Below are 23125 nucleotides of genomic sequence, written 5' to 3' on the forward strand. Positions count from 1 at the left end.
ATCTTTCGTCACCTCTGCTATTTCCGTTTCCGATATCAGTTATCAGTCACTGTAAACGCCTTTTGATTTAACGAGTTCGGACGATAGCCAGCTTCATTCAGCGCGCTGACGATCTTATTCTTATGGTCTGTTCCATCCGCTTCCATCGTAATTCTCAGTTCTACGGCAGCATTTCGGTTTATGCTGATAAACTGATTGTGCTCCAGCTTGATGACATTGGCCTGTTCACCTGCCAGAAGCGTGGAAACTTTTGCGAGCTCGCCTGGCTTATCCGGCAGAAGTACAGATACGGTAAAGATCCTGTCTCTCTGAATCAATCCGTGCTGTACAATGGAAGCCATGGTAATTACGTCCATGTTTCCTCCGCTCAATATGGATACGATTTTCTTTTTCTGTACATTCATATGTTTTAACGCGGCTACGGTCAGAAGGCCGGAATTTTCAACGACCATTTTATGGTTCTCTACCATATCCAGAAAGGCAACGATCAGCTCCGTGTCCGGAATCGTAATGATGTCGTCTACATTTTCCTGTATGTATGGGAACAGCTTTTCACCAGGCGTTTTACAGCCGTGCCGTCAGCAATCGTATCGATTGCCGGAAGTTCTACTACATGGCCTTCCTTCAGAGATTCTTTCATACACGCCGCACCGGACGGTTCTACGCCGATCACCTTGATCTTCGGGTTCAAAAGCTTTGCCAAAGTAGAAACGCCGGAACACAGTCCGCCGCCTCCGATCGGCACCAGGATGTAATCGACCGTCGGAAGTTCCTTGATGATTTCCATGGCAATAGTTCCCTGTCCTGTCGCTACGTTCAGATCATCGAACGGATGGATAAATGTATACCCGTTCTGTTCTGCCAGTTCAAATGCGTGATGAAGAGCCTCGTCAAAGACATCTCCGTAAAGCACGACGTTGGCGCCGTACCCTCTCGTCCTGTTAATCTTAATCAGGGGAGTCGTATTCGGCATAACGATAGTCGCTTTCGCACCTGCCAGTTTCGCCGCGTATGCAACGCCCTGTGCATGGTTGCCTGCAGAAGCTGCGATCAGGCCGCGTTCCTTCTCTTCCTCCGTCAGAGTGCTGATTTTATAATAAGCACCCCTTACCTTATACGCGCCCGTATACTGCATATTTTCCGGTTTGAAATATACTTTGTTTCCTGTCTGTTCAGAAAAATATTCACTGTATACCAGTTTAGTTTCTGAAGTCACTTTGCTTACCAGTTCCGATGCCTCTTCAAACGCTTCTAATGTCATTGCTTCTGCCATAATTTTATTACTCCTTATCTTAATTTTGTCGTAACAGTTCAGACGGCTGGGACATTGGCACAGAAAACAGCGTCAAGCTGCCTTGTAAACCGTTTTCTGCGTGAATGTTCACATCGGATGGATATCCGTTGCTTCCTGACCGCCTTCTTCCGGTCAGTAGGATAAAGCCGTCTGAACCAATACGGTTTGTCTACTTCCTTACGTCAAACAGTGCGCTGACGAATTCGTCAGCATTGAATTTCTGGAGATCGTCGATCTGCTCGCCGATTCCGATGTATTTTACAGGAATCCCCAGTTCCGACTGAATGGCGACGGCGATTCCTCCTTTTGCCGTTCCGTCCAGCTTCGTGAGAATGATACCTGTAATATCGGCCACATCCATAAACTGGCGCGCCTGAGCCAGGGCATTCTGCCCTGTCGTGCCGTCCAGCACAACGAGCGTCTCTCGATAGGCATCCGGGTATTCTTTATCAATAATCCGGTTAATTTTCTTCAGTTCTTCCATCAGATTCTTTTTATTGTGAAGGCGGCCTGCCGTATCACAGATCAGCACGTCCGTATTTCTGGACTTTGCCGCAGCCACGGCGTCGTAGATGACAGCCGCAGGGTCCGATCCCTCCTGCTGGGCAATAATGTCCACGCCGGCGCGGTTTGCCCATTCCGTCAGCTGTTCAATCGCCGCCGCGCGGAAGGTGTCGGCTGCCGCTAAAAGTACCTTTCGGCCTCCGTCTTTTAACTGTCCGGCCAGCTTCCCAACGGAAGTCGTTTTTCCCACTCCGTTTACGCCGATCACAAGCACCACGGATTTCCTGTTTTCAAATTCATACGCATTTTCTCCCAGGTCCATCTGCTTTTTGATTCCCTCAATCAGCAGAGCCTTGCATTCCGCCGGCTCCTTGATATGCTTTTCCTTTACCGTCTCCCTCAGATGCTCTACGATGGACATGGTAGTCTGAATACCGATATCGCCCATGATCAGAGTCTCTTCAATCTCCTCATAAAAGTCGTCGTCAATAGCCGAAAAACCGCTGAATATCGAATCGATTCCCGAAACGATGTTATCCCTGGTCTTGGTCAGCCCCTGAACAAGGCGGCTGAAAAATCCTTTTTTCTGCTCTTCCATACGTTGTCCTCCTAATTTCGTACCCTGCATAATGGGGCAGAGTATTTTATTTCATATCATCCTCAATCAGATTGACGGATACAAGTGTTGATACACCCTTTTCCTGCATGGTAATTCCATAGAGCCTGTCTGCGGCCACCATGGTTCCTCTTCGGTGGGTAATCACGATAAACTGGGTATTCTTCGTCAGTTTATGTAAATATTTTGCAAAGCGGTCCACGTTAGAATCGTCGAGAGCCGCTTCGATTTCATCGAGAAGGCAGAACGGCGACGGTTTTAAATTCTGAATCGCAAACAGAAGCGCAATTGCCGTAAGCGCTTTTTCTCCGCCGGAAAGCTGCATCATGTTCTGCAGCTTCTTGCCCGGCGGCTGGGCGATTATCTGGATTCCCGCCTCCAGAAGATCTGCGTCCTCCATCAGTTCCAGCGTTCCGTGACCTCCGCCGAACATTTCCTTGAAGACCTTGTCGAATTCACTTCGGATTTCCTTGAATTTTTCCGTAAACTGGCGGCGCATGCCAGTATCCAGTTCCTCTATGATCCTTAGGAGCGTTTCTTCCGCTTTTATAAGATCCTCATGCTGTGCCTTCATGAATTCATACCGCTCCGATATCTCTTTATAATCCTCGATCGCATTGACATTGACGCTGCCAAGGCCTTTGATGGCGGACTTGAGGCTGTCGATCTGCTTTTTCATGCTTGATGAAGATGTAAACTCCGGATTGCGGAATTCTTCTGCCGTAGAGAACGTAAGGCCATATTCATTCCACATATAATTGACATGGCTGTCCATTCGCTCATCCATCTTTTCCTTCTGGTTCTGAAGGCGGAACATCTCTTTGTCCAGGCGGCTGACCATGTCGGCGGCTTCTTCTCTTTTTTCAAAAAAACGCTTCTGCCTTCCTGTGCTCTCTTCTTTTTCCCTCATTTTTTCAGCAATCTGCCCGGAAAGCTGTTCCATGTTCTCCCTGGTGTCTGCTATCAGCTCTTTTAAATGGGCTATTTCTGAATTCCTGCTTTCAATTGCCTGGGCGCTTCCCTCTGTTCCGGCACCCAGACCGTCTTTTTCCTCGTCCAGCTTCATCATCTCATCGCGTACACGCCTGATATTCTCAAGGGCGAACTGATGTTTCTGATGAAGACTTCCCGTCTCCATCTGTACCTCGGACAGATGTCTCGCCATCTCTTCCCGATTGGTTTTCGCCTCTTCCAGCGTCTGGGACAGCCGCTCCATCTCTTCGCTCAGGCGGCTGTTCGTATCTTCCAGATCGGCGGTCTCCTCTTCCAGTTTCTTCTTTTCTGCCGCGATTTCCTTCAGCTGTTCTTCCAGCTGGGCATTTTCCTGAACGAGATCCGTAGAAGATTCGGCGATTTCCGATTTCTTCTCTTCCATTTTCGCAATGTTCATGCGTATCGTATTCTGTTTTAAATACTGCTCCTGCTTCTGTTTCTTCAGGACTTCAATCTGTTCCTTCTCTTCCTCCAGAAGCCCCTCTTTCAGCACCAGGCTCTGCTGTATCTCATCCACCTTGACGAGAGCTTTCTTACATGCGGCCTCCAGCTCTTCGATCTCTCTCTTTCGTCCGAGCAGGTTGCTGGAATTCCGGAAGGCACCGCCCGTCATGGAGCCGCCGGCGCTTAACAGTTCGCCGTCCAGCGTTACGATTCTCAGAGAATACTGAAATTTTCTGGCCAGGGCAATGGCGTAATCGATGTTCTCCGCTACCACCACGCGGCCCAGGAGGTATTTTGCAAGCCCTTCATACTGTTTTTCCACGTGTACAAGGTCGCTGGCCAGCCCGATAATTCCCGGCTCCCTCAGCGCCTTTTCCTGACTGAGGCGTTCTTTCCGCCAATGCTCGTAAGCGGAAGAAAGGTCGCTCTTCCGTATTTATTCTTTTTCAAATACTCAATCAGCTGTTTCGCCGTCTGTTCAGAATCCGTAACGATATTTTGAATACTGCCTCCAAGGGCCGTTTCGATGGCTGTTTCATACGTTTTCTCTGTCGTTATAAGGTCCGCCACAACGCCGTGAATGCCCTTCACCCTGTCTTTGGCTTCCATCACGCGCCGAATGCTTTGGCCGTATCCTTCATACCGCTCTGCCAGATTCCTCAGCGACTCCAGTTTTGTATAGCACGTATGATATTCCTGCTGGACGTCATTCAGATTTTTATTCAGCCGCTTTACATCCTGCTCCAAAGAAGTGATCCGTTCCTCCGCCTCTGTCTGAGATGTTTCCATTTCATCGATCATCAGGCTGATCATATCCAGAGCCTTCTGTTCTTCTTTAAGCTGCTCCTCCTGAACCGATTCATCGCTTTTAAATTTCAGGAGCTTCTGGCAGACCTCCGACCTGCGGACCTGTACCTGTTCCAGCATAGTCATGTAGCGCTGCTGTTTCCGGAAGGGCAGCCTTCTCATTGAGGTTCCCAATCATCCTGTTCTTGTCCGCTTCAATGTCCTCATCCAGCTTACGTATTGCCTCCTCGGCCCGTTTCAGATTGCTCTCCGCCTCTTCCTGACGCTTCAGAGCTTCCTTCGCTTCGGCAGAAATCCCTTCTCGCTCTTTTTCATACTCTTCTTTCTTCTGATGCTTTTCCCTCAGTTCTTCATCAATGGCGGCCATCCGTGCCTTGATGTGTTCTGCGTTCATTTTTTCCGTATTGATCTGTTCCAGCAGGACGTTGATCTGGCCTTCCAGACTGCCATTCATTCCGTTGGCCCTGGAATGTTCTTCCTGCATGGAAGCGATCTCACGTTCCAGAGCTTCGATTACCTGGGAAAGGGCCTCGTACTCCGTCTTCAGGCTTTCCTGCTTCTCTACGGCTTCTTTCAGCTCCGCAGAGGCGATCTCTTCCTTTCTGGCTGTCTCGTGGAGTTCTGCTCTTAAGCCTTCCGTCTCCATCAGGAACAGGTTCGCATCGTATTTCTTCAGCTCATCCCTCAGCCTCAGATATTCTCTGGCCGCTTCCGACTGCTTTTTTAACGGTCCAACCTGCTTTTCCAGCTCTGTCAGGATATCTGTAATTCTCAGCAGGTTCTGTTTTTCATCTTCCAGTTTTTTCTGGGCAATGACCTTTCTTCTCTTGAACTTCACAATTCCTGCCGCTTCATCAAAGAGCTCGCGCCGCTCTTCCGGCCTTCCGCTCAGGATCTTGTCAATCTGGCCCTGGCCGATGATGGAATATCCTTCCTTACCGATTCCAGTATCATAGAACAGCTCGTTAATATCTTTCAGCCTGCACGCGCTCCCGTTCAGGCGGTATTCGCTTTCTCCGGAACGGTAAAGCCTCCTGGTAATCGTCACCTGGTCGTATTCCACCGCAAGTTCATGGTCTGAATTATCCAGCGTAATGGCAACAGAAGCAAATCCCTGCGGTTTTCTGGCTTCCGTACCTGCAAAGATGACATCCTGCATGCTGGCGCCGCGCAGCTGTTTAATCCTCTGCTCTCCCAGAACCCACCGCACCGCGTCCGCCACATTGCTCTTACCGCTGCCGTTTGGCCCTACAATGCCTGTAATTCCATTGTGAAATTCAAACAGTATTTTATTTGCAAATGATTTAAAACCCTGTACCTCGATACTTTTTAAATACATATTACACCTGTGATTTCCTTAATTTTAGAATTCCATGATAAGCGGCCGCAGCTTCCGCGGCCTTTTTTGTTCTTCCCGTCCCCCGGCCGATCTCTTCTTCACCGATCTTTGCGCATACCTCGAATGTCTTGTTATGATCAGGGCCCTCCTCCCTGAGCAGTTCATAGGAAAGAGGAGTGTCCCCTATACTCTGAACCATTTCCTGCAGGATAGTCTTGCTATCGTAAAAGAGCTGCTTGTGTTCCATATCGTTCAGAATAAACTGATGGATGAACTCTTTCGCACTAGCAAAACCACCATCCAGATAAATCGCGCCAATCAGCGCCTCCATCGCATCTGATACGACTGAATTGCGTTCCCTGCCCCCTGTCGCGTCCTCTCCCTTTCCCAGAAGCAGATAATCTCCCAGATGGATTTCGCCTGCACAGTATGCAAGAGCTGGCTCACACACCATACTGGCCCTCGTCTTCGTCAGCTCCCCTTCCGGCATTTTATCATTCTTATGAAACAGGAAATCGCTGGATACCAGTTCCAGTACAGCGTCACCCAAAAATTCCAGCCGTTCATTACATCTTGACTTCTCCCACCGTTTTTCATTCGCATAGGAGCTGTGGGTCATCGCATGGGACAGCAGTCCCTTGTTTTTAAATTCATAACCGATCTTCTGTTCTAAGTCGTTTAATTTTCTGTTCATATATTTTTATATGTCCTTCCTTCTTGATTTCCTGTCTGGCAGAGTATGTCACCAAAGAAAAACGCATTGCCCCCGTATACCAGACGGAGTGACTTGGCCACTGCCTTGGAACGAAATCTGGTATCGGGGGCATGTCTGATTTTAGTTTACAGCACTCTCATCAATTTATTCACCGAATTTTCTCAAGCAGGTCACCAACTGTTGCAATCCCTTCTGCCGCTTCCTCCGAGATATACACATCGAATTCCTCCTGAATCGCTGCTATCAGTTCTGCGATATCCAGAGAATCCGCTCCGAAATCCGCTACCAGCCTGGAACCCATTGTTATTTCCTCCGGGTCGATGTTGAATTGATCTGCAAGAACAGCCCTCATTCTCTCAAATTCCATCCTGGCTTCCTTCCTGGCGTTTTGTTCCAAGACTGGCCTTTATCTTATCGTTAATCGCCTGTTCCTTAAAAGTAACGCACTGGATAATGGAATTGCAGACTTCATTGGCTGTGGAATTGCCGTGCGTCTTCACAACAAGGCCCTTCAGTCCCAGCAGAGGCGCTCCCCCGTACTGGCTTGCATCAAAGGATTTTAAAGTCGCCTTCAGAGCCGGCTTAACCAGCAGCTCCGATCTTGCTCCTCAGGCTTGTCATCATGCCATCCTTCACTTTCGAAAGAAGGGTCGCGCCTACGCCTTCGTAAAGCTTTAGAATTACATTTCCCACAAAGGCTTCACATACGATAACATCCGCGCCTCCATGAGGGATTTCCCTTGCTTCAATGCTGCCGATAAAGTTTATGTCATGGCATTCTTTCAGCAGAGGAAACGTCTCTTTTACAAGAGCATTGCCTTTTTCCTCCTCTGCGCCGATATTTACAATCGCCACTCTGGGATTCTTTACGCCTACTACGTGCTCCATATAAATAGCTCCCATTCTGGCAAACTGAACGAGATGAGAAGGCCTAGCATCCACATTGGCACCGCAGTCAATCAGCAGGGAAACTCCATTCTCTGTGGGAATCAGGGGGGCCAGAGGCGGTCTCTCCACACCTTTTATCCTGCCGACGATCACTTGACCTCCTACGAGAACTGCTCCTGAACTGCCGGCAGAGACAAAGGCATCCGCTTCCCCGCATTTTACCATATTCATCCCCACTACGATGGAGGAATCCTTTTTGGAGCGAATTGCCGTGACAGGAGGTTCCTCTGTTTCAATAACCTCCGAGGCAGGCTGAATCGTAATTCGATCCTTCTGATACGAATGCTTCTTCAGCTCTTCCTCGATCGCTTCCTGTTTTCCAACGAGGACAACAGAAACATCAGTTCCTTTATTCACAGCCTGGACCGCGCCTTTTACAATCTCTCCCGGCGCATTGTCACCACCCATGGCATCTACTGCTATCTTGACCATTTGACTCTCCTCCCGGCTTTTGCCTAACTTTATTCTAACAATAATCTACTAAATAATATACCCGATATCATTTCATAAATCAATAAGATTTTCATACGGTGTCTTTATAAAGCAGTTTCTGCTGCAGGGAAAATTTTTCTCCAATGCGTAACAAAGAGTTCGATAAAGCGGGGCATGATGTCCATAGCGGAGCGCTTTTTACTTTCCAGGAATCAAGTACTTTATAAGAACAAGGTCTTTCCCGGAAAGGAACAAAGGCTCCGTCAGCCTGCCTGCATGGTATGCAGGGCTGGCTGTCGGAGCCTTTGGCAATGAAGCGTTTAACCGTCTTCATCCTCTTTTTTCTTTCCTGACAATAGCAAAAACAGCGCGAGCGTTGCTGTAATGATGGCCATTAAACCGTGATTCTTGGCAAAATCTCCTGTCTTTGGAAGAGCGCCGAGAGGCACCTCCATATCATCGATCGGTATGACAGGATTTTCTATAATCTGGTTCGGCAGGTTTGCGAGCGGAACCTGATTTTCCGGAATAGTGGTAGTCGGTGTTTCTGTCGGCGTTCCGCCGCCACCGCCGCCGCTACCGCCGCCTCCGCCACCACTGTGGCTTCCGCCGCTGCTCGGCTGATCAGCTACGATAACTGCCGTATGGCTGTCGCCTACGTAGAAGCTCGGGATATCCTTATTAATCAGATATCCGGAAGGTGAAACCGTTTCAAGGAGCGTATACGTTCCAGACGGAAGACGTTTGATCTCTGCCTGGCCGTTCGCATCCGTTTCAAGGATGTCGCTTTGCTTTCCTCTGTCGTCCAGCCTGAGAAGCTTCCGCCTTTCAGTACTACGTACCTTCCGTCTGCTGCACGGAGAATGAAGGAAGCATGAGCCAGTTTCTTGTTTCCGTCGTCTGAAGACACTTTCGTCACATTCAGCCGGTGGGGATCATTCTGTACGGAGCCTTCGGAATTCAGCTGTCCATCCTTGAACCATACATGGCTGTTTTCCTTACTGATGGTAAACGATTCGCTCCATGGCACATCTCCCAGTACGTATCCTTCAGGGGCTTTCGTCTCTGTCAGTGTATAGGTGCGTATGCAGTCTCGTAATGCTGCCTTCTCCATCTGAACTGCCGAAAATGTTCTTCGTTCCGTCTACGCGGAACGCAATCTCCGGATTTCCTTTTGAGCCGGTGGAAAGAACGGTGATTCCGCTTCCATATACCGTCTTGACATATTCTTCAAATGCCTCTTCCACATCACTTGAACCGGTAAGCTTAAATTCAGCGCCTGCAAGCTTTCTGGAAGCAGCTTCCCTATCTACCTTTTCAAGGGTTACCGCTCCGGTAAGAGGTGTATTTGTTACGGTAAAGTTGATCTCGTTCTGCACGGAAGAATTCAGTTCTGCCTTTCCGCCTGCATCCGTAAGGAGGGAAATGGTTCCGTCTTTACTGATCCGGACATAAAACGGCTTGATCTCCTCATACACAGTGGAAGCCATCTCGGTGATCTTATAGTCTCCATAAAGAAGTCCGTTGACCGTAATGCCGCCGTTTTCTGTCGTAAACAGCCCTCTGGCAGCGTCTCATTCTCATGGAAGCTCTTAAAGATCATGCCTTCTTTATAGACACCAGGCCCTTCTACCTTGAACTGTATACCATCTGCAAAGCTTCCATAAATGTTCTTCTTCTGCCATTTCAGATTAAACGGCAGTCTTTCGTTTGTAAAGACGAGTTCTTCTTTCACGTCAGGAACGGACTTGTGATCTCTGTCAATAATGAATTCTTTCTGGCATTTATCGATCATGTCAGAATACCCTTCTGGAGGAAGCGTCTCTTTTAAGAGATAGCTGCCGTATGGCAGGCCGTTCAGAGCGATTTCTCCCGTTCCGTCCGTTTCAAAGGCAATTTTATTCTCATGATCTGCAGGTACATTCTTATTGCGGATTCCCTTCGAAAGATCGGCTTCGACTGCAAAACGGCTTCTGTATTCCTCCCATGCGGCCCTGGCGGATTCTTCCGTCATTCCTTTGTTCGCCTGTACTCCATCATAGGTCCAGATCAGTTCAAAGCCTGCTCCTTCCAGGTTCTCATTCGAGGACTTGTCGATCTTTCTGTACCTCAGCATACCTGTGTCGTAAGGATCTTTGACGTGGATGTCGTTTGCCGATGAAAGCTGACTGCTGTCCACCGCTGCCATATTCGGAATAATCCAGCCGGACTTTCCTTCACCTACGGAAGCTGTTTCCAGATCCGCCTCTGCCCCTGAAACCACAAATCCGGCAGACGCCTCTTCCTCTACAAGCAGATAGTTCTGATAGTAGAGAAGTTCCGGCAGATTCTCCAGTTCGCCGTTTTCATTGGTCCTTCCGGCATCCCTGTCTTTTGTAAGCGGATAGACCAGCTTTTCCGGATCCTCGCTCGCTTCTAAAGGCGTTGCAAACGGACCGTAAATCGAGAATTTCGTACCCTGCAGCCCGCGGCCGTCTTCATCAGTCTTCTTGACTTTGATATTGCGGTAAGGAACGATACCAAGGTCTTTCGTGTGGTCGTACCACTCGTTGCCTTCCCTGTCGTTTCCTGCCTTCCAGAGGAAGAACTTCTCAGAAGCGACCGTACGGTGACCCTCAGAATCAGATGTTGTATAGAAGTTATTGTCTACAGATTCTCTGCTGTTTTCTCCATACAGATCCGTATCATCCGGAACTCTGGACTTTCCGGAATCCTGATTCGCCGTCATCTTTCCGTTGTCCAGCTGGGTCGTTGTATGCGCAATTCTCCAGATAATCCCTAACCCGTTCTCTTCCTGCGTTGTAATTCTGATTATAAAATTCTCAGGGTTGTCACCACGCAGCTTATCAGGATTCAGAATGTTTTTGACCGCTTCGGAGCCTTTGGTGTACAGCCCCTTCTGGTCCGCCGTCTTCGGTCTGGAAGGAATCAAATGGTCAAACAGGAAGGTGTTGTCGCCATTCAGCGTACCGTCTACAATTCCTGCCTCTTCTCCCGACTTGTAAAGTTTGATTCCGAAATATCCATTGTTCCAGAGTTCCTGTACCTTCTCTTCCAGATATGTGTCGTTCTCATCCTGTATGCCGTTGTTGTTGGCATCAATCCATATCTTTCCTCCTACTTTCACACGGCTTGGTGAAAGTAGAGCGTTGACTTTATTGCTTGGTACGATATCCTGGAGTACGTCTCCGCTTCCGTTGCTGCCCTTAATCTTGTATCTGAGGGAGAAGTTATTCACGGCATAGGTAAATACTGCCTCTTCCTTTTCTGCCTGTGTCTTGAATTCCTGTACATTTGTAAGGAACTCAATGACAATACGCTCCCCTGGCTCAAGCATAATGTTCTGATCCATATCGAACATAAGCGCCGCGGCTCTGGATGGCAGATATCCGTCCGACCAGTCTGCAGAATCTGGGATATCATTGTTCAGGAACTTGCTTCTGTCAGCCTTATCGCTGAAAGAATTCTTTTTGCTGTAATATACATTGACATCTGAACGGATATCTTCTCCCTTCCCGTTCTTGTCATACTTTGTAACGATAAAATCATCTGTGCCCGCTTCTTCCAGGTCAGGCGCTTCCACCTGCCACTTGCTGTATCTCTGGTTGGTAGAGCCCAAATCCGTATCCCCTACTGCCGGAAGAATATCCAGGATTCTCAGGTTATTAACGGTATTTGTCTGATCACTGTTAACAACAGTCAGTCGGTAGCGGACCCATCCGTCATCAATTGAAGCTTTTGCACTTGTGGTTCCTGAAACGAACGCACTGTCCATGTCGCCCATCTCTTCCTTCAGAACGTCGATAGCAGCTCCGCTGCGGTAGCCTACGTTCTTGTAAGCGGAAATCCAGCCGTTACCCAAAAGCTCATGATCGAAATTGGCAATTGCAGAATCCAGTTCCGGTTTGGTACCCGGCCATGCAGAGCTGCCGGCTGCCTTGAAGGAAGCTCCTCCTGCATTGCCTGTAAACGGCTCCATTTTTTTCGGGCTTGTAACGTATACATAGTTCGGAATGTCTTCCGGATTGCTGATGATTCCTGCCTTGATGTCTACACTGTAGGAAATGGTGATCTTTTCGCCTTTTTTGAAATCTCCCTTGAACGGCAGATAGATATACGTATTTCCATCGATTACACTGGTGATAGCGTTGTCTTTATCCAGTTTTACGCCGTCCGGAGCGCTGATTGCAAATTGTTTGTCGATACCGGCTCCCTGAAGCTCCATACCGTATGGCAGCTTATCAAAGAATACGGGATTAACCATCGGAACCTCAATATCTGTGCTGACATTCTCAAGATTAAGCGTATACGTCAGAGCATCATCCACTTTAACGGTGATATCACCTGCCGCTTTCTGTTTCGCCACATCCTTGGTCAGCGCAACTGTCGGAACCGGAGGCTCTTTTACGTCGACAGCCGCCAGACTCGTCACATCCTTCGTCCCTGCTGTCAGTTCTCCCCTGCTGTCGTACTTATCATACGTCATTTCAGCAAAAGCCGTATTCTTAACCTGCGTAATCTGTTTTGCTTCATTGCCGTTGGAATCCAGACGCTCCTGTTTCCATATGATGAAATCAGCTTTCAGCGTTCCCGGGGTGAAATCTCTTCCCAGTTTGTATTTTCCACCCGACTTTTCAGAAAGGTTTTTATCCTCGTAAATGACTTCAAAAGATTCCACCTTTTCATTCGTATAATCTGGTATATGGATTTTCCACATGCCGTCCGCGTCAGCAGCATCTGCTACAACTGCGGCGATCGGGCTGCTGGTCTCTATCTTCTGCTTATCAAATCCGTAAAGTACAACTGTGGCCGTAATCGAGGAGCTGCACTCTCCTCTTCCGTCTGATAAGGCGTTCCGTCTTCATCTGCTACAAACCGGTTATCCGCTGTCGGCACCGGGATCGCCAGTTCCTTCAGGGAAAACGTTTCATAGCTATACGAAGACTCCAGCTCCGTCCCATTTCCATCCATCATGGAAAGACCCTTGTCAGTGAATGTAAAGGAAGTAAGCGGAAGCTTGTTGGAAATCTTCAGAGCAATATCATAGGAAGCCGTCTGCTCGTCTGTCCACCAGAGATTCTCGAGAGGTCCGTTCGTCGCCTTCTTATCAATAGCCAGGCTTTCATCCGTCTTTAAATTTGCAAATACATAGCTGTTTCCACCTTCTTTTGAAGGAATTGTAATCTCCTGCTTCCATACAACTCTGGAATCGTTCTTCACGATGGCAAATCCATCCGTCAGTGATTCGATTTCCTCGATTCTGTATCTTCCCTCTTTCAGCGGAACCACGGCCATCGTATATCGTCTGATATCCGGAAGATCCGTTTCATAAGTAATCGGCTGTGTCTCGATTCTGTCTTCTACAATGGTTTCATTCTCAGGATCAGAAATGTCCACGATCCGGAACGCAGCCCGCGGCGCATTCGCAGTCGGGTCATTTTCCGCCGCCTCTTTCAGAATCCGCACTCTGGCAGCAGGCTTATTAAACGCCGCAAATCCATAGGCAGCTCCGCTTTCGAGAACAGAACCATCGCCAAGAAGATAAATATTTCTACTTGCCGAGTCTGTGCTGTCGGCACTTTCCTTCGTCTCTGCATTCTCAAGCAAGGTGAGCTTTTCTTCCGACGGCCCGTTTCCGTCCATTCTGTGGACGGAATTCAGCATATAATTTTTATAATCGCCAGAAGTGATTTCATGCTCATAGAGTGCATATACCTTTCCTTCTACAGGAAGTCCAGTCCAACTGAGCCTCCCTGTTCCGCTGACCTCACCGTTTTCCGGCGCGATCTCAATGCCGCTTCCAGCTTTCACCTTCACCCATACAGGCCGGCCCGCTTCATAATCATCCAGATCGGCCGTATAGAGGTCAAAGAACGCATCCTTTTCCTGTACCTGATTTTCCGGATTGGATTCTGACGCGTCCTCTCCGAACAGATTTTCATAGGTATCCCTGTACTTTGTAAGGTTTATATCGATGCCAGCTTCATTTTCAAACAGGAGGTCTTCATACACCCTCACATGGTCCGCTGCTTTATCATAGCTTGCTACTTCGCCCGGCTTCACTTTTACGGAAACTGCTTTTTCATTCAGCACGTAATGTGACGGCGCTTTTGTCTCTAAAATCCAGAACGCATCCTCTCCATTTTCATCCAGATCTCCCAGCCATACGTTCATTACGCACGTTCCTGTTTCGTCTGTCGTTCCGGAAGCCACGATCGTTCCTGTCGGCCTGCCGTCTGCTCCTGGAGCTCCGTCATATACGGCGAATTCTGCTCCGGAAAGAGGCTTCGAATGGTCGTTCTTATCCACCTTCTTAACTGTGATCTGTGCCATGCCGATGCGGTTTGTAAGCGATACGGACACATCCTCTTTCACACGGAAACGGCCGCCTTCAGATTTCAGACTGTCGATCTGGATCATACCGCCATAGCCCTGAGTCAGGCTGTTCTCCTGCTGACTGCCCTTAGGAGCCGCGTCACCATAGAGGTAATACCAGTTCTGGCCTTCTTTTATTCTGACCTCTTCCTTCAGATAATAATGTTCATACTCTAATGCCAGCTGAGGAAGTTTATTTGTCAGTTCCTTCCATGCGTTGATAATTCCCTGATCCGCCGTAAAATCTGCCTTACTGAATGTATGGGAGATTCCGGTCGTCACTGCATTTTCAGGTGCTGTTCCCTTAAATATCTCAAATGTGACGCTTTCAGGCGCCCGGTCGCTTTCCTGGATCAGTTGCAGATTCAGATTTCCGTAGTCCAGAATCTTCTCAAGGTTCAGCTGCACGGTTTTTCTGTCTTCAAAGGTAACTCCCGTGTACTCTGCATAATGGTACGCGCCGTCTTTAGAGGCCATGTCGCCTGTCACCGCCACATACTTCGGCGTGCCATCCGCGGCATATCCTTTTGGTGCCGCCGACTCCCATATCTTATACCATCCCGGGATCAGGCCGTTCACCTTCGCCTTGCCGTCAGCACCCGTTGTCAGCTTATCCTTTTTAGTCTCATATGTCAGTTTTCCCAGACCCGCCATGTTCGTTTCATCCGTCAGTTCTTCCAGGCTCTTCAGCTGAGTTTTTCCTCCGTTCTTAACGAAATCCTCATTTCTGAATTTAGCAAATGCATATGAGAACGTTGCTCCCTCCAGCAGCAGCGTATTGTCTTCTGCATCCACCTTCGCAATTTCCAGGCCGCCGGTACGCGGGTTGGCGTACGCCAAGCTGGCTATCGTATACGTGCCGTCTTCACTGGATTTCAGTTCAGGAACGACGCCGTCCTTTCCGGTCAGCTTTTCAAGGCGATGTGTCTTCGTATTCCCATCCCACTTTCTCACATAACCCAGATAGATTTTTCTGGAAGCTGCCGGATAATAGTTGTTGAAGTAGGCGTTTGTCACGCTGTTGTTGCCAAGGGTCTCTGTCAGAGTATACGTTCCCGGCTGCAGGGGATCCTGACTGCCAAAGAGAACCTTATCTGTCTGTCCTGTCAGTTCTTTATCTATTGTCCTGTTGTTGCCTTTCAGCTGGAACTTAATTCCGTTCAACGATACGCCAGTTTCGTCTGCTCCGGGGAGAAGGGTTTTCTCCACTTCCAGTTTCAGCAGTTCCGGGTTGAAAATGTATACGTCCGCACCGTCTGTTCCTACTGTAAAGTACTTACATGCGCCTGAGCCATCGTTCTTCTGGCCAGGATACATGTTATAATATCCTTTATTATCTCCCAGGTTCTTCTCATAGATCCGGTAATCTCCCAGCGGAAGCCCCTTGTCGAACTTGAAAGTTCCGTCACCTCTGGACTTAAACTCTCCCTTCGCTGCATTTGCTCCCTGCTGCTTTTCTGCCGTATCAAATCCATATGCCTCGTATTTGCCCGTGACATAGTTGTACTTCTCCAGTACGAATAGCACTCCGGAAAGAGGCTTCTTTCCAGGAAGGTCTTCTATATCCTTCAGAATATGATCGGTTGGTTTCTGGGCCAGTATTTCATCGGTAGCGCGGTATCCGAACTTATGAACGGTTACGGGATACTGATCGCGCAGGTAGTTGATGATCCTTGTATTGTGAGGTGTCCCATCGCTGTCTTCATAGTAGAAATACTGTTCATTGACCGTGTCTTCATCGGTATTGAATCTGAGAGTGACGTCGTAGGAGCTCTGGCTCATCTCCACTTTCTGAGGAGCATAAGTTTCCACCAGACTGCACTCCACCGCGTATTCTTTCTTACCGGCTTCCTTGGTACCAAAGACCTCATCGGCAATCACTCCAGCCTCTTCTGCCGTGTTCTTCTGAGACTCCATCAGCATGTTTGGAAGCTGTTCTTTTCATCTTCCCATCTCAGATATCCCGTCATTGCAGAGGCTGTGAGCTGATCCTCAGTCGTAAAATCATTTTCAAGACCAGTGGTCAGTTCGGAAAGGACGTAGTCATACCCTTTCACCTTCAGCTGGAATTTAACGCCGCCTAATGGTTTATAAGAACCATTTCCGTCTCCTGCTGCCAGCCACTTATTGAGCTTCAGACTGGCTACAGGGTTTTCGCCATAGCCACCGGAACCGGGATCTTTGTAGTTTTCTATCTCTGCTTTTGCGATTTCATTCGGCTTATAAGGCTGAACCGTGCAGTTGTCACCGTCAATATCTCCCATAAATTCGGGGATGAATGCGATCGTAGTGCCTGCAGGATACTCAACGTAATCGCCGCCGATCGGAGCCTTTACTTCTACCATCCAGTAAATCTTTGAGGTATCGTTGAAAATATCCGTTCTGAGAAGTCCGTCAACTGGATTGCCTTCTGCATCCAGAATCGTACCGCTCTCATATGCGCCGATATAATCCGCCTCGTCTTGTCGAAGGCTACGGAGCCATATCCGTGGTCACCTGTCTTGAAATCGTCGGCATTCTGAGAATACAGCTCAAATTTTGCTCCATTCAGATTCTTGATTTCAGAATTGTTCAGTGGAACCTTCTTATAATAGTGAACCGTTCCGTTATCATCTGTAACCGTCAATCTCTCATCCGGCGGCAGTTCATGAAAAGCCTCTTCCTGAATCTCCACCAGCTTATGCTTCTCAACCTTGTTGACCTCAAACTGAACCCAGTTCTTTTCATTGACCATCGGATCCAGTTCAAAGGCGTCTTTTCCTGCCTTCTTGTCGTCTGCGGAAACGTCTGTTTCCCCATTGAATTTTACACCGTAGAACGTATTCAGGAAATCAGCTGCCGGCTGGCTAAAGCCCTTCAGTTCATTCTTTGCATTCGCAAGCGTCTTGCCGGTTCGGTCTGCATCCAGAAGCGGTTTCTTTCCGTCCGGAATCACATAGCTGTTTCCGGGATGATAGACTTCTGCGATGTAGTACGTCTCATCCAGGCTCAGATTATCGAAAGTGACGTGTGCCCAGTCGGCCGACGTCGTCTTTATTACAGGCTCGCCGTTCTGATCCAGCACTGGTACGACATTACCTTCCACCTCGTGAAGAAGCGCCAGATGAATACCGGGAAGCTCATGGTTGATCGGCTGGAACTCCGATTCCCATCTATCCCTGCCGAATTTTTTCACGGTCAGGCTTATAAGCGGTTTATTATAGAAGGAAATATCCGTATTTTCTCCGGAGCCGTTCTTTCTGCCCTTTGTTACCACCTGATCCCTGTTTAAGTGGAATTCAAAATAGCTGTTGTCGCTCTGGAAGCCCTGCGGCGGATTTGTCTCACGAATCCGGTAAGTAATCAGCCGGCCGTCATCACCGTAAATCGGCTTGTTATTAAACGTAAACGTAGAAGCCTGCTTACCGTTTGCTCCCGGCAGCGTCTCGATTAGTGTTTCTGATTCTGCGCCGGCCCCATCTGAATCGACCCGGTACAGACTGAAGGCGGCCCCTGAAAGGTCGGCTTTCGTCCATGCGTGGAATTTCTTTACCGTTACGGAGCCGCTGTTTTTATAGTTGTCAATGTTCACTGTCTGTATAATTTCTGCTTCCGCAGCCCCCGTCCCTGATGCGGACGGTTTTTTCAGATTCACCTTCCAGTAGACTTCACCGTCGCTTCCGATCACGGCTTTCCCGCTCATCACTTCCTCAGATTCCGCCGTAAGATAGGAGTTTGGATTGATTACATCCACTGTCAGCTGTTCTTTCAGATAATATACGCCGTCATTCAGGGTGAGCCTCTCACTTCCTGATTTGATGGTGCCGACTTTGCTTTCCGGATTCTCATAATCCTGGAAAATGTCGAATACAACATCGTTTTTCTGTTCCGGCGCTGTCTTTCCGTTGCCCTTGTCATACTGCTTCTTCACTACCTGAAGCTGAGGTTTCGGTATATTCTCGAAGGATACCTTATTGCCAGTCGGCAGGGCACCCCTATCGAATATTTTTTCTTTATCTGTCTTCGTATCCGGCCCGACAAGAATACCGGTCAGGTCCACCAGTATATAATCTTTTCCCTCTTCTCCGCTAAATCCATAATATCCTTCCGGAGCCGATGTTTCCTTTACCGCATATTTCCTGCCGGTATCCAGCATGACGGCACTGATTCTGTTGCCTCGACTTCTTCATAACCGGACAGCGGATTCTCCTGCAGTGTTCCGTCCTCATTCACCTCATAGACGGCGAACTTCGCGCCGTTCAGCTTCTGATCCGTCATGCCGTCCAGCTTCTCTATCCACAGCGGGAATTTCTGTACCACATTGTATCCGTAAGCAGCTGCGACCTGACTGTCGTCCTTTGTCATATACGGAGTTGCCGCAAACGGGCCTGCAAGCCTAGCTGTTCCCGTCACTCCCGGCAAATCAGCAATTTCCGTCGTTCTGTCATTTTCCTCTTTCGTATCCGCGCTGCTGTAGCCATGGAAAATCTCATGTTCTGCCGTATCCGCTTCATACCAGTAATACTCCACAGCAGTACCATTTTCCCGGATCAAAAGTCCCGCAAGGCTGATTCTGCCGTTTTCATCACTGATCCATGAATCGATCACGGAATTTTCCGGACCGGTTATGACGACTCTCTCGTAACGTCCATCATCCGTCTTCCGGAACAGCCAGAAGGTCTTCCCCGGCTGGACGGTGTCTTTTAACTCTCCCGACTCCTCATCGTAACTGAGCTGCTTTTTGATCAGATTCAGCTGTCCTTCCGGAATATTGTAAACATTGTAGGTCTGAACGTATTTTCCGGAAGGTTCATCCCATCGGAGAAGCTTTTCTTTTGTGGTAACGGTTCTTCCGGTTTCGTCATAAACCTGCTCCAGGCTGTCGGAAGATAAGGACTGATATCCCTGAGGAACATTTTCAACGATCCGGTACTGGTAAGTGCCTGTTACTGCTCCAGTTTCATCCAGCTGATAAACCGGAACCGTTTCCTGAATCTTTCCCTGGCTTTCTCCTTCAGTCCCCAGTGAGATTCCCACTTTCCAGTCCGACCATGTATTCCCGTCCAAACTCTGCTGAATCGTAAATGCCCCGTTATAGTCGGCAATGGCAGCCGGATATTCTCCCATCGTCACATAAGAATTGCCGTCTTCAACCATCTTCTCAACGGTCAGGCTTCCTTCATTGACCTTATTGACAATCGTTCCGCCGGAAACAGTCGTGAGTTTACTGCCTTCAACCGTAACAGAATACTCCCTGTCATCCAGCACATACCCGGCCGGAGCTTTCGTTTCCCGAATCATGTAATCGCCTTTTTCCAAAGGATAAAAAGCAACCGTTCCATCGCTGCCGGATATTTCTGTCAGAAGCGGCTCCCCTGCGGTGGTGCTGCCCTTCCACACGCCGAATTCCGCACCTACCAGTACGGTTTCACTTCCGTCTTTATTAAGGCCCTTTTTCTCAAACAGGATTCCGCCGATTTCAGGAGCCACGTTTTCAATCGTAACCTCTTTCGTAGTGCCGGCTTCCAGCTTCCCTGTATTTTTCACATACCCATCGGCCGGTTTTTCCGTTCTGTCAGGTGTTGTTTCCTCCGTTATCCTGTATGTACCCGGCTCTACATAGAGCGTAATCGTACCGTCTTTTCCCACTGCAATCCGGTCACCGTCCTGGGCATCTTTTACAGGGTTGATATACGGCCGGCCTTCCACAGGCAGGTAAGTGGTATTGCCGTCTTCATCCTTCATCTCCACCTGAGCTTCTTCATACAAATCCCATTTTGCAGAGTTGGACGGATCCTGCTTTTCAATCTTAAATTCCGCATATCCGCCGAATTCCGTTCCCATCACCTCATCATACCGTTCGGACGTAAATCCGCCGTTTAAATTGGAAGGAACTTTGATTTTCTTTGTAATTTTCAGAACAGCCTTGTTCCTGACAAATTTCACCGTAGTGCCGACGGTTGCCTCTACCACCGCTTCATCCGGACTTCCTGCCAGTTTGTAGTTCAGAACGGCCGTATTGTCCACCGGGAATTTGGACGGTTCGTTGGCCGCCGATTCCCAGAAGTCCACTTCAAAGGCTTCATATGGATATTCTGTTTCCACATAATATTCCGTATAATAAGGCGCTCCCTCATCCACGTTAAATTCGTTGTCGCCGCTGTTGCCGTTTGTATCATACGTGTTAATTATGCCATCTGTTGAAATGGGCGCGCCGTCCGGTTTGTGGCCGTCTTTCATCTTCCAGATCTTTATGGATTCCGGAGAAATGAGACCGTTCTTTCCTTCTGCCTGCGGGGTATCCGTAATCATAAAGCTGCCGTCTGCAAACGGAACTCTGCCTGCTTCCTTATAAGCGGCCTCTCCGGCGGGAACAAGGCTGAGTCCTTTCTCCGTCTCTCCTGCCACAAGCCCCAGGCTCACTTTATATGCTACTACGACTGTCTTAGAGCCGTTTTCTTCTTTCACTTTATACGTGTTTCCGTCCTGCCTGATCAGTTCCTTCGTGATTCCCCATCTGTCGTCACTGACCAGCTCATATTCATACGGCGCTTTTGACGCACCGATTCCGTACTCCATATTGCTGGTAACCGTGTATGTCCCATCGCCTTTTGGCGGTACCAAATCCGGATTATTCAGGTCGCGGACCCGAATGGTGCCGGTAAAGGTGCACTGTACTGGATCAAAGGTAAATGAGCTGCCAATCGGAGCCTTTCCATTCCCTTCTATATAGCCTTTCACCTCGATCGTGGTTTTTGCTTTCAGATTGTCAATATCGTCCAGCTGGATCGTATACAGGCGGTAATCCCCATTCTCCTGAACAGATGTATACTCCCCCTCCTTCAAAGCGATTCCCTTTGGAACCTTCAGCGTAATAGAAGCATCCGTAATCCGGTCGTAGATTTCCAGCGGGCTGTCGCCTTCTTCCGCCCATACAGGGACATCGATCGGAACATAGTTGATTACAAAATGAAGGCTCGTTCCTGCTTTCACATCCCCATCCAGAGAGGCTGTTACTCTGGAAGTGATAATCGGCTGGTTCTTGCTGTCCACACCGTTTCCGTAAAGTTCTTCCGCATAATCAAATACGTTCTTATTATCACCGATCCGGGCTGAAAGTACGGTAATTCCGCCTTCAACCGGAAGATGATATCCGATCACCACTGTTTTTCTGGAGGATCTGAACAATGATCTGAGTGAAGACGACTTTGTCGCCGTTTCCATAATCTGATCGCCGCTGACAGCTTTCAAGCCGAGCAGTGCCTGCAGATCGTCTTCTGACAGTTCGTCAGGATCGGAAACCTTATCAATACTCATTTCGCTGATAATCTCCATATCTTCGCCGTCCGACAGTACTGCGCCTGTCGAAGCAAAGAAATCCGGAAGACTTTCCTCGTCATCTGTGAAGCTGCTCTCATCCATTATTTCCTCGTCAGGAATCTCTTCCCCGTCATCTTCAGAAATAATTTCCTCCTCTGCCTCTGTACTGATTTCTTCGTCCTGGTCATCTTCAGTTAGAATTTCTTCCTCTTCGGCCGGAAGCGCTACGAGGGGAACCTGGTGTCTGGAAACCGTCACCCGGCCCGTTGCAACAGGCTCTTTTTCATCAGTAGCTCTTTCTTCGCTCTCTGTTTTATCTGTCGTCTCTTTTACTTCTTCATCCATTGCCGCGTCGTTTCGGTCGGCGCCGCTCTCTGTATCCTTTATTGCCGGTTCTTCCCCGTCTGCGTCTTCTGTGACGGGAGCCTTTATCTCTGAATCACCGATTGTCTCATCTTTGATTTCCGGAATCTCAGAACCATTTCCCTGATCCTGTACATCGCCTGCGCTGTCAGATTCATCTGTTTTCCCGCTACCTTCCTCCTGTTGTTCTTCCTCTTTCGGAGTTGTCACAGACTCGGACGGCTCATCATTTTTACTGTCAATGGTCTCCGACGGCTCTTTTCCCGAAGCGCTGTCCGGATTGATGACAACCATGCTGTCGCTCGTTCCGTCATAAATAAGGCCGCCTTCCGGCTCTTTCTCAACAGGTACGATGATATTGCCAGCCGCATCCTCTTCCGGCAGTTCCTCTTCATAATCCACATCATACCGGCTGACATTTGCCTCTACGATGCTCATATCCTCCCCAGTCATCTGAACGAGGAAATGATAGTCGTTGTCGAAATCAGAATTGACTACGATTAAATCGATTCGCTCTGCCAGGCTCTTCGCCTCTTCATTGTCCGTAATGGCAATGAGGTACATACAGGAATTATTGTCTCCGCTCAAGCGTTCCTGTCTGAGGAGTGTTCTCCCTTCCATCGCTTCCCTGAGCGTACGGTAAACGCCTTCCTGTGCATCGCCTGTAAACGGAATCAGATCCTTTTTTAGCGCATCTGCTCCGTTTTTATGCCTGCCAAGGGCCGCTCTGACCTCTGATTCCTTAATCTGTATCAGGATCTGACCGTCGACTTCCTGAGCCTCCGACGGTGTTGCCTCCGACGGCGTAGCCACCCTCTTCCCTTCTGCGGCAAGCGCAATGCCTGACGGCCCCTGCAGAATCTGCCCGGCCAGTATGGTCACTACCAGAAAACCTGCTATTTTTCTCTTTATCTCCTTAAACATATCCATTTCCCCTTTTTACCGATATCCGGTTTCTATATACACTTGGTAATTTTATCTAATAAGGCATAATTA

General features: G+C 48.6%; 14 protein-coding genes and 2 pseudogenes. All 16 read right to left on the reverse strand.

Going from position 1 to position 23125, the window contains the following annotated elements; all coding sequences use genetic code 11:
- Positions 1 to 42: 42 nt before the first annotated feature.
- The 16 genes and pseudogenes from ilvA to DXA13_RS01510 all read right to left on the reverse strand — a co-directional run bounded on the left by ilvA (position 43) and on the right by DXA13_RS01510 (position 23053).
- A pseudogene (gene ilvA / locus DXA13_RS01445) lies at positions 43 to 1261 on the reverse strand (threonine ammonia-lyase).
- 202 nt (positions 1262 to 1463) lie between these two features.
- The gene (ftsY, locus tag DXA13_RS01450; protein ID WP_118241380.1) at positions 1464 to 2396 is read right to left on the reverse strand and encodes a signal recognition particle-docking protein FtsY; all 933 of its coding nucleotides are present in this window, start codon (positions 2394 to 2396) and stop codon (positions 1464 to 1466) included.
- A gap of 46 nt (positions 2397 to 2442) precedes the next feature.
- The gene (locus DXA13_RS22645) at positions 2443 to 4287 is read right to left on the reverse strand and encodes an AAA family ATPase (protein WP_347559648.1); all 1845 of its coding nucleotides are present in this window, start codon (positions 4285 to 4287) and stop codon (positions 2443 to 2445) included.
- Positions 4215 to 4778 (reverse strand): hypothetical protein, encoded by a 564-nt coding sequence (locus DXA13_RS22650; protein ID WP_347559643.1) that lies wholly within the window; start codon positions 4776 to 4778, stop codon positions 4215 to 4217. The genes DXA13_RS22645 and DXA13_RS22650 overlap by 73 nt, the downstream gene beginning before the upstream one ends.
- Positions 4720 to 5997, reverse strand: coding sequence for an AAA family ATPase (locus DXA13_RS22655; protein ID WP_347559644.1), 1278 nt, complete (start codon positions 5995 to 5997; stop codon positions 4720 to 4722). The genes DXA13_RS22650 and DXA13_RS22655 overlap by 59 nt, the downstream gene beginning before the upstream one ends.
- 1 nt (position 5998) lies before the next feature.
- Positions 5999 to 6691 (reverse strand): ribonuclease III, encoded by a 693-nt coding sequence (rnc, locus tag DXA13_RS01460; RefSeq protein WP_118241381.1) that lies wholly within the window; start codon positions 6689 to 6691, stop codon positions 5999 to 6001.
- A 169-nt stretch (positions 6692 to 6860) separates the two neighbouring features.
- Positions 6861 to 7079: an acyl carrier protein gene (gene acpP, locus DXA13_RS01465; RefSeq protein WP_118241382.1), complete on the reverse strand. Its 219-nt coding sequence runs from the start codon at positions 7077 to 7079 to the stop codon at positions 6861 to 6863.
- Positions 7069 to 8092: pseudogene (gene plsX, locus DXA13_RS01470) on the reverse strand (phosphate acyltransferase PlsX). Before plsX ends, acpP begins: the two are co-directional and overlap by 11 nt.
- Positions 8093 to 8412: 320 nt before the next feature.
- On the reverse strand, positions 8413 to 8874 hold the full coding sequence (locus DXA13_RS22660) for a doubled motif LPXTG anchor domain-containing protein (RefSeq protein ID WP_181995497.1): 462 nt from the start codon (positions 8872 to 8874) through the stop codon (positions 8413 to 8415).
- Positions 8778 to 9206, reverse strand: coding sequence for a prealbumin-like fold domain-containing protein (locus tag DXA13_RS20845; RefSeq protein ID WP_181995490.1), 429 nt, complete (start codon positions 9204 to 9206; stop codon positions 8778 to 8780). The genes DXA13_RS22660 and DXA13_RS20845 overlap by 97 nt, the downstream gene beginning before the upstream one ends.
- The gene (locus tag DXA13_RS01485) at positions 9142 to 9570 is read right to left on the reverse strand and encodes a hypothetical protein (RefSeq protein ID WP_118241385.1); all 429 of its coding nucleotides are present in this window, start codon (positions 9568 to 9570) and stop codon (positions 9142 to 9144) included. The genes DXA13_RS20845 and DXA13_RS01485 overlap by 65 nt, the downstream gene beginning before the upstream one ends.
- Positions 9480 to 12809 (reverse strand): SpaA isopeptide-forming pilin-related protein, encoded by a 3330-nt coding sequence (locus DXA13_RS01490; protein ID WP_118241386.1) that lies wholly within the window; start codon positions 12807 to 12809, stop codon positions 9480 to 9482. Before DXA13_RS01490 ends, DXA13_RS01485 begins: the two co-directional genes overlap by 91 nt.
- Before the next feature lie 53 nt (positions 12810 to 12862).
- A complete protein-coding gene (locus DXA13_RS01495) occupies positions 12863 to 16390 on the reverse strand; it encodes a SpaA isopeptide-forming pilin-related protein (RefSeq protein WP_118241387.1) in 3528 nt (1175 codons plus the stop codon).
- Positions 16384 to 16812 (reverse strand): hypothetical protein, encoded by a 429-nt coding sequence (locus DXA13_RS01500; protein WP_118241388.1) that lies wholly within the window; start codon positions 16810 to 16812, stop codon positions 16384 to 16386. Before DXA13_RS01500 ends, DXA13_RS01495 begins: the two co-directional genes overlap by 7 nt.
- A complete protein-coding gene (locus DXA13_RS01505; RefSeq protein ID WP_118241389.1) occupies positions 16806 to 18602 on the reverse strand; it encodes a prealbumin-like fold domain-containing protein in 1797 nt (598 codons plus the stop codon). Before DXA13_RS01505 ends, DXA13_RS01500 begins: the two co-directional genes overlap by 7 nt.
- A complete protein-coding gene (locus DXA13_RS01510) occupies positions 18572 to 23053 on the reverse strand; it encodes a SpaA isopeptide-forming pilin-related protein (RefSeq protein ID WP_118241390.1) in 4482 nt (1493 codons plus the stop codon). Before DXA13_RS01510 ends, DXA13_RS01505 begins: the two co-directional genes overlap by 31 nt.
- Positions 23054 to 23125: the final 72 nt, after the last annotated feature.

The sequence above is a fragment of the Clostridium sp. AM58-1XD genome (assembly GCF_003464085.1).
GTDB lineage: Bacteria > Bacillota > Clostridia > Lachnospirales > Lachnospiraceae > Lachnoclostridium_A.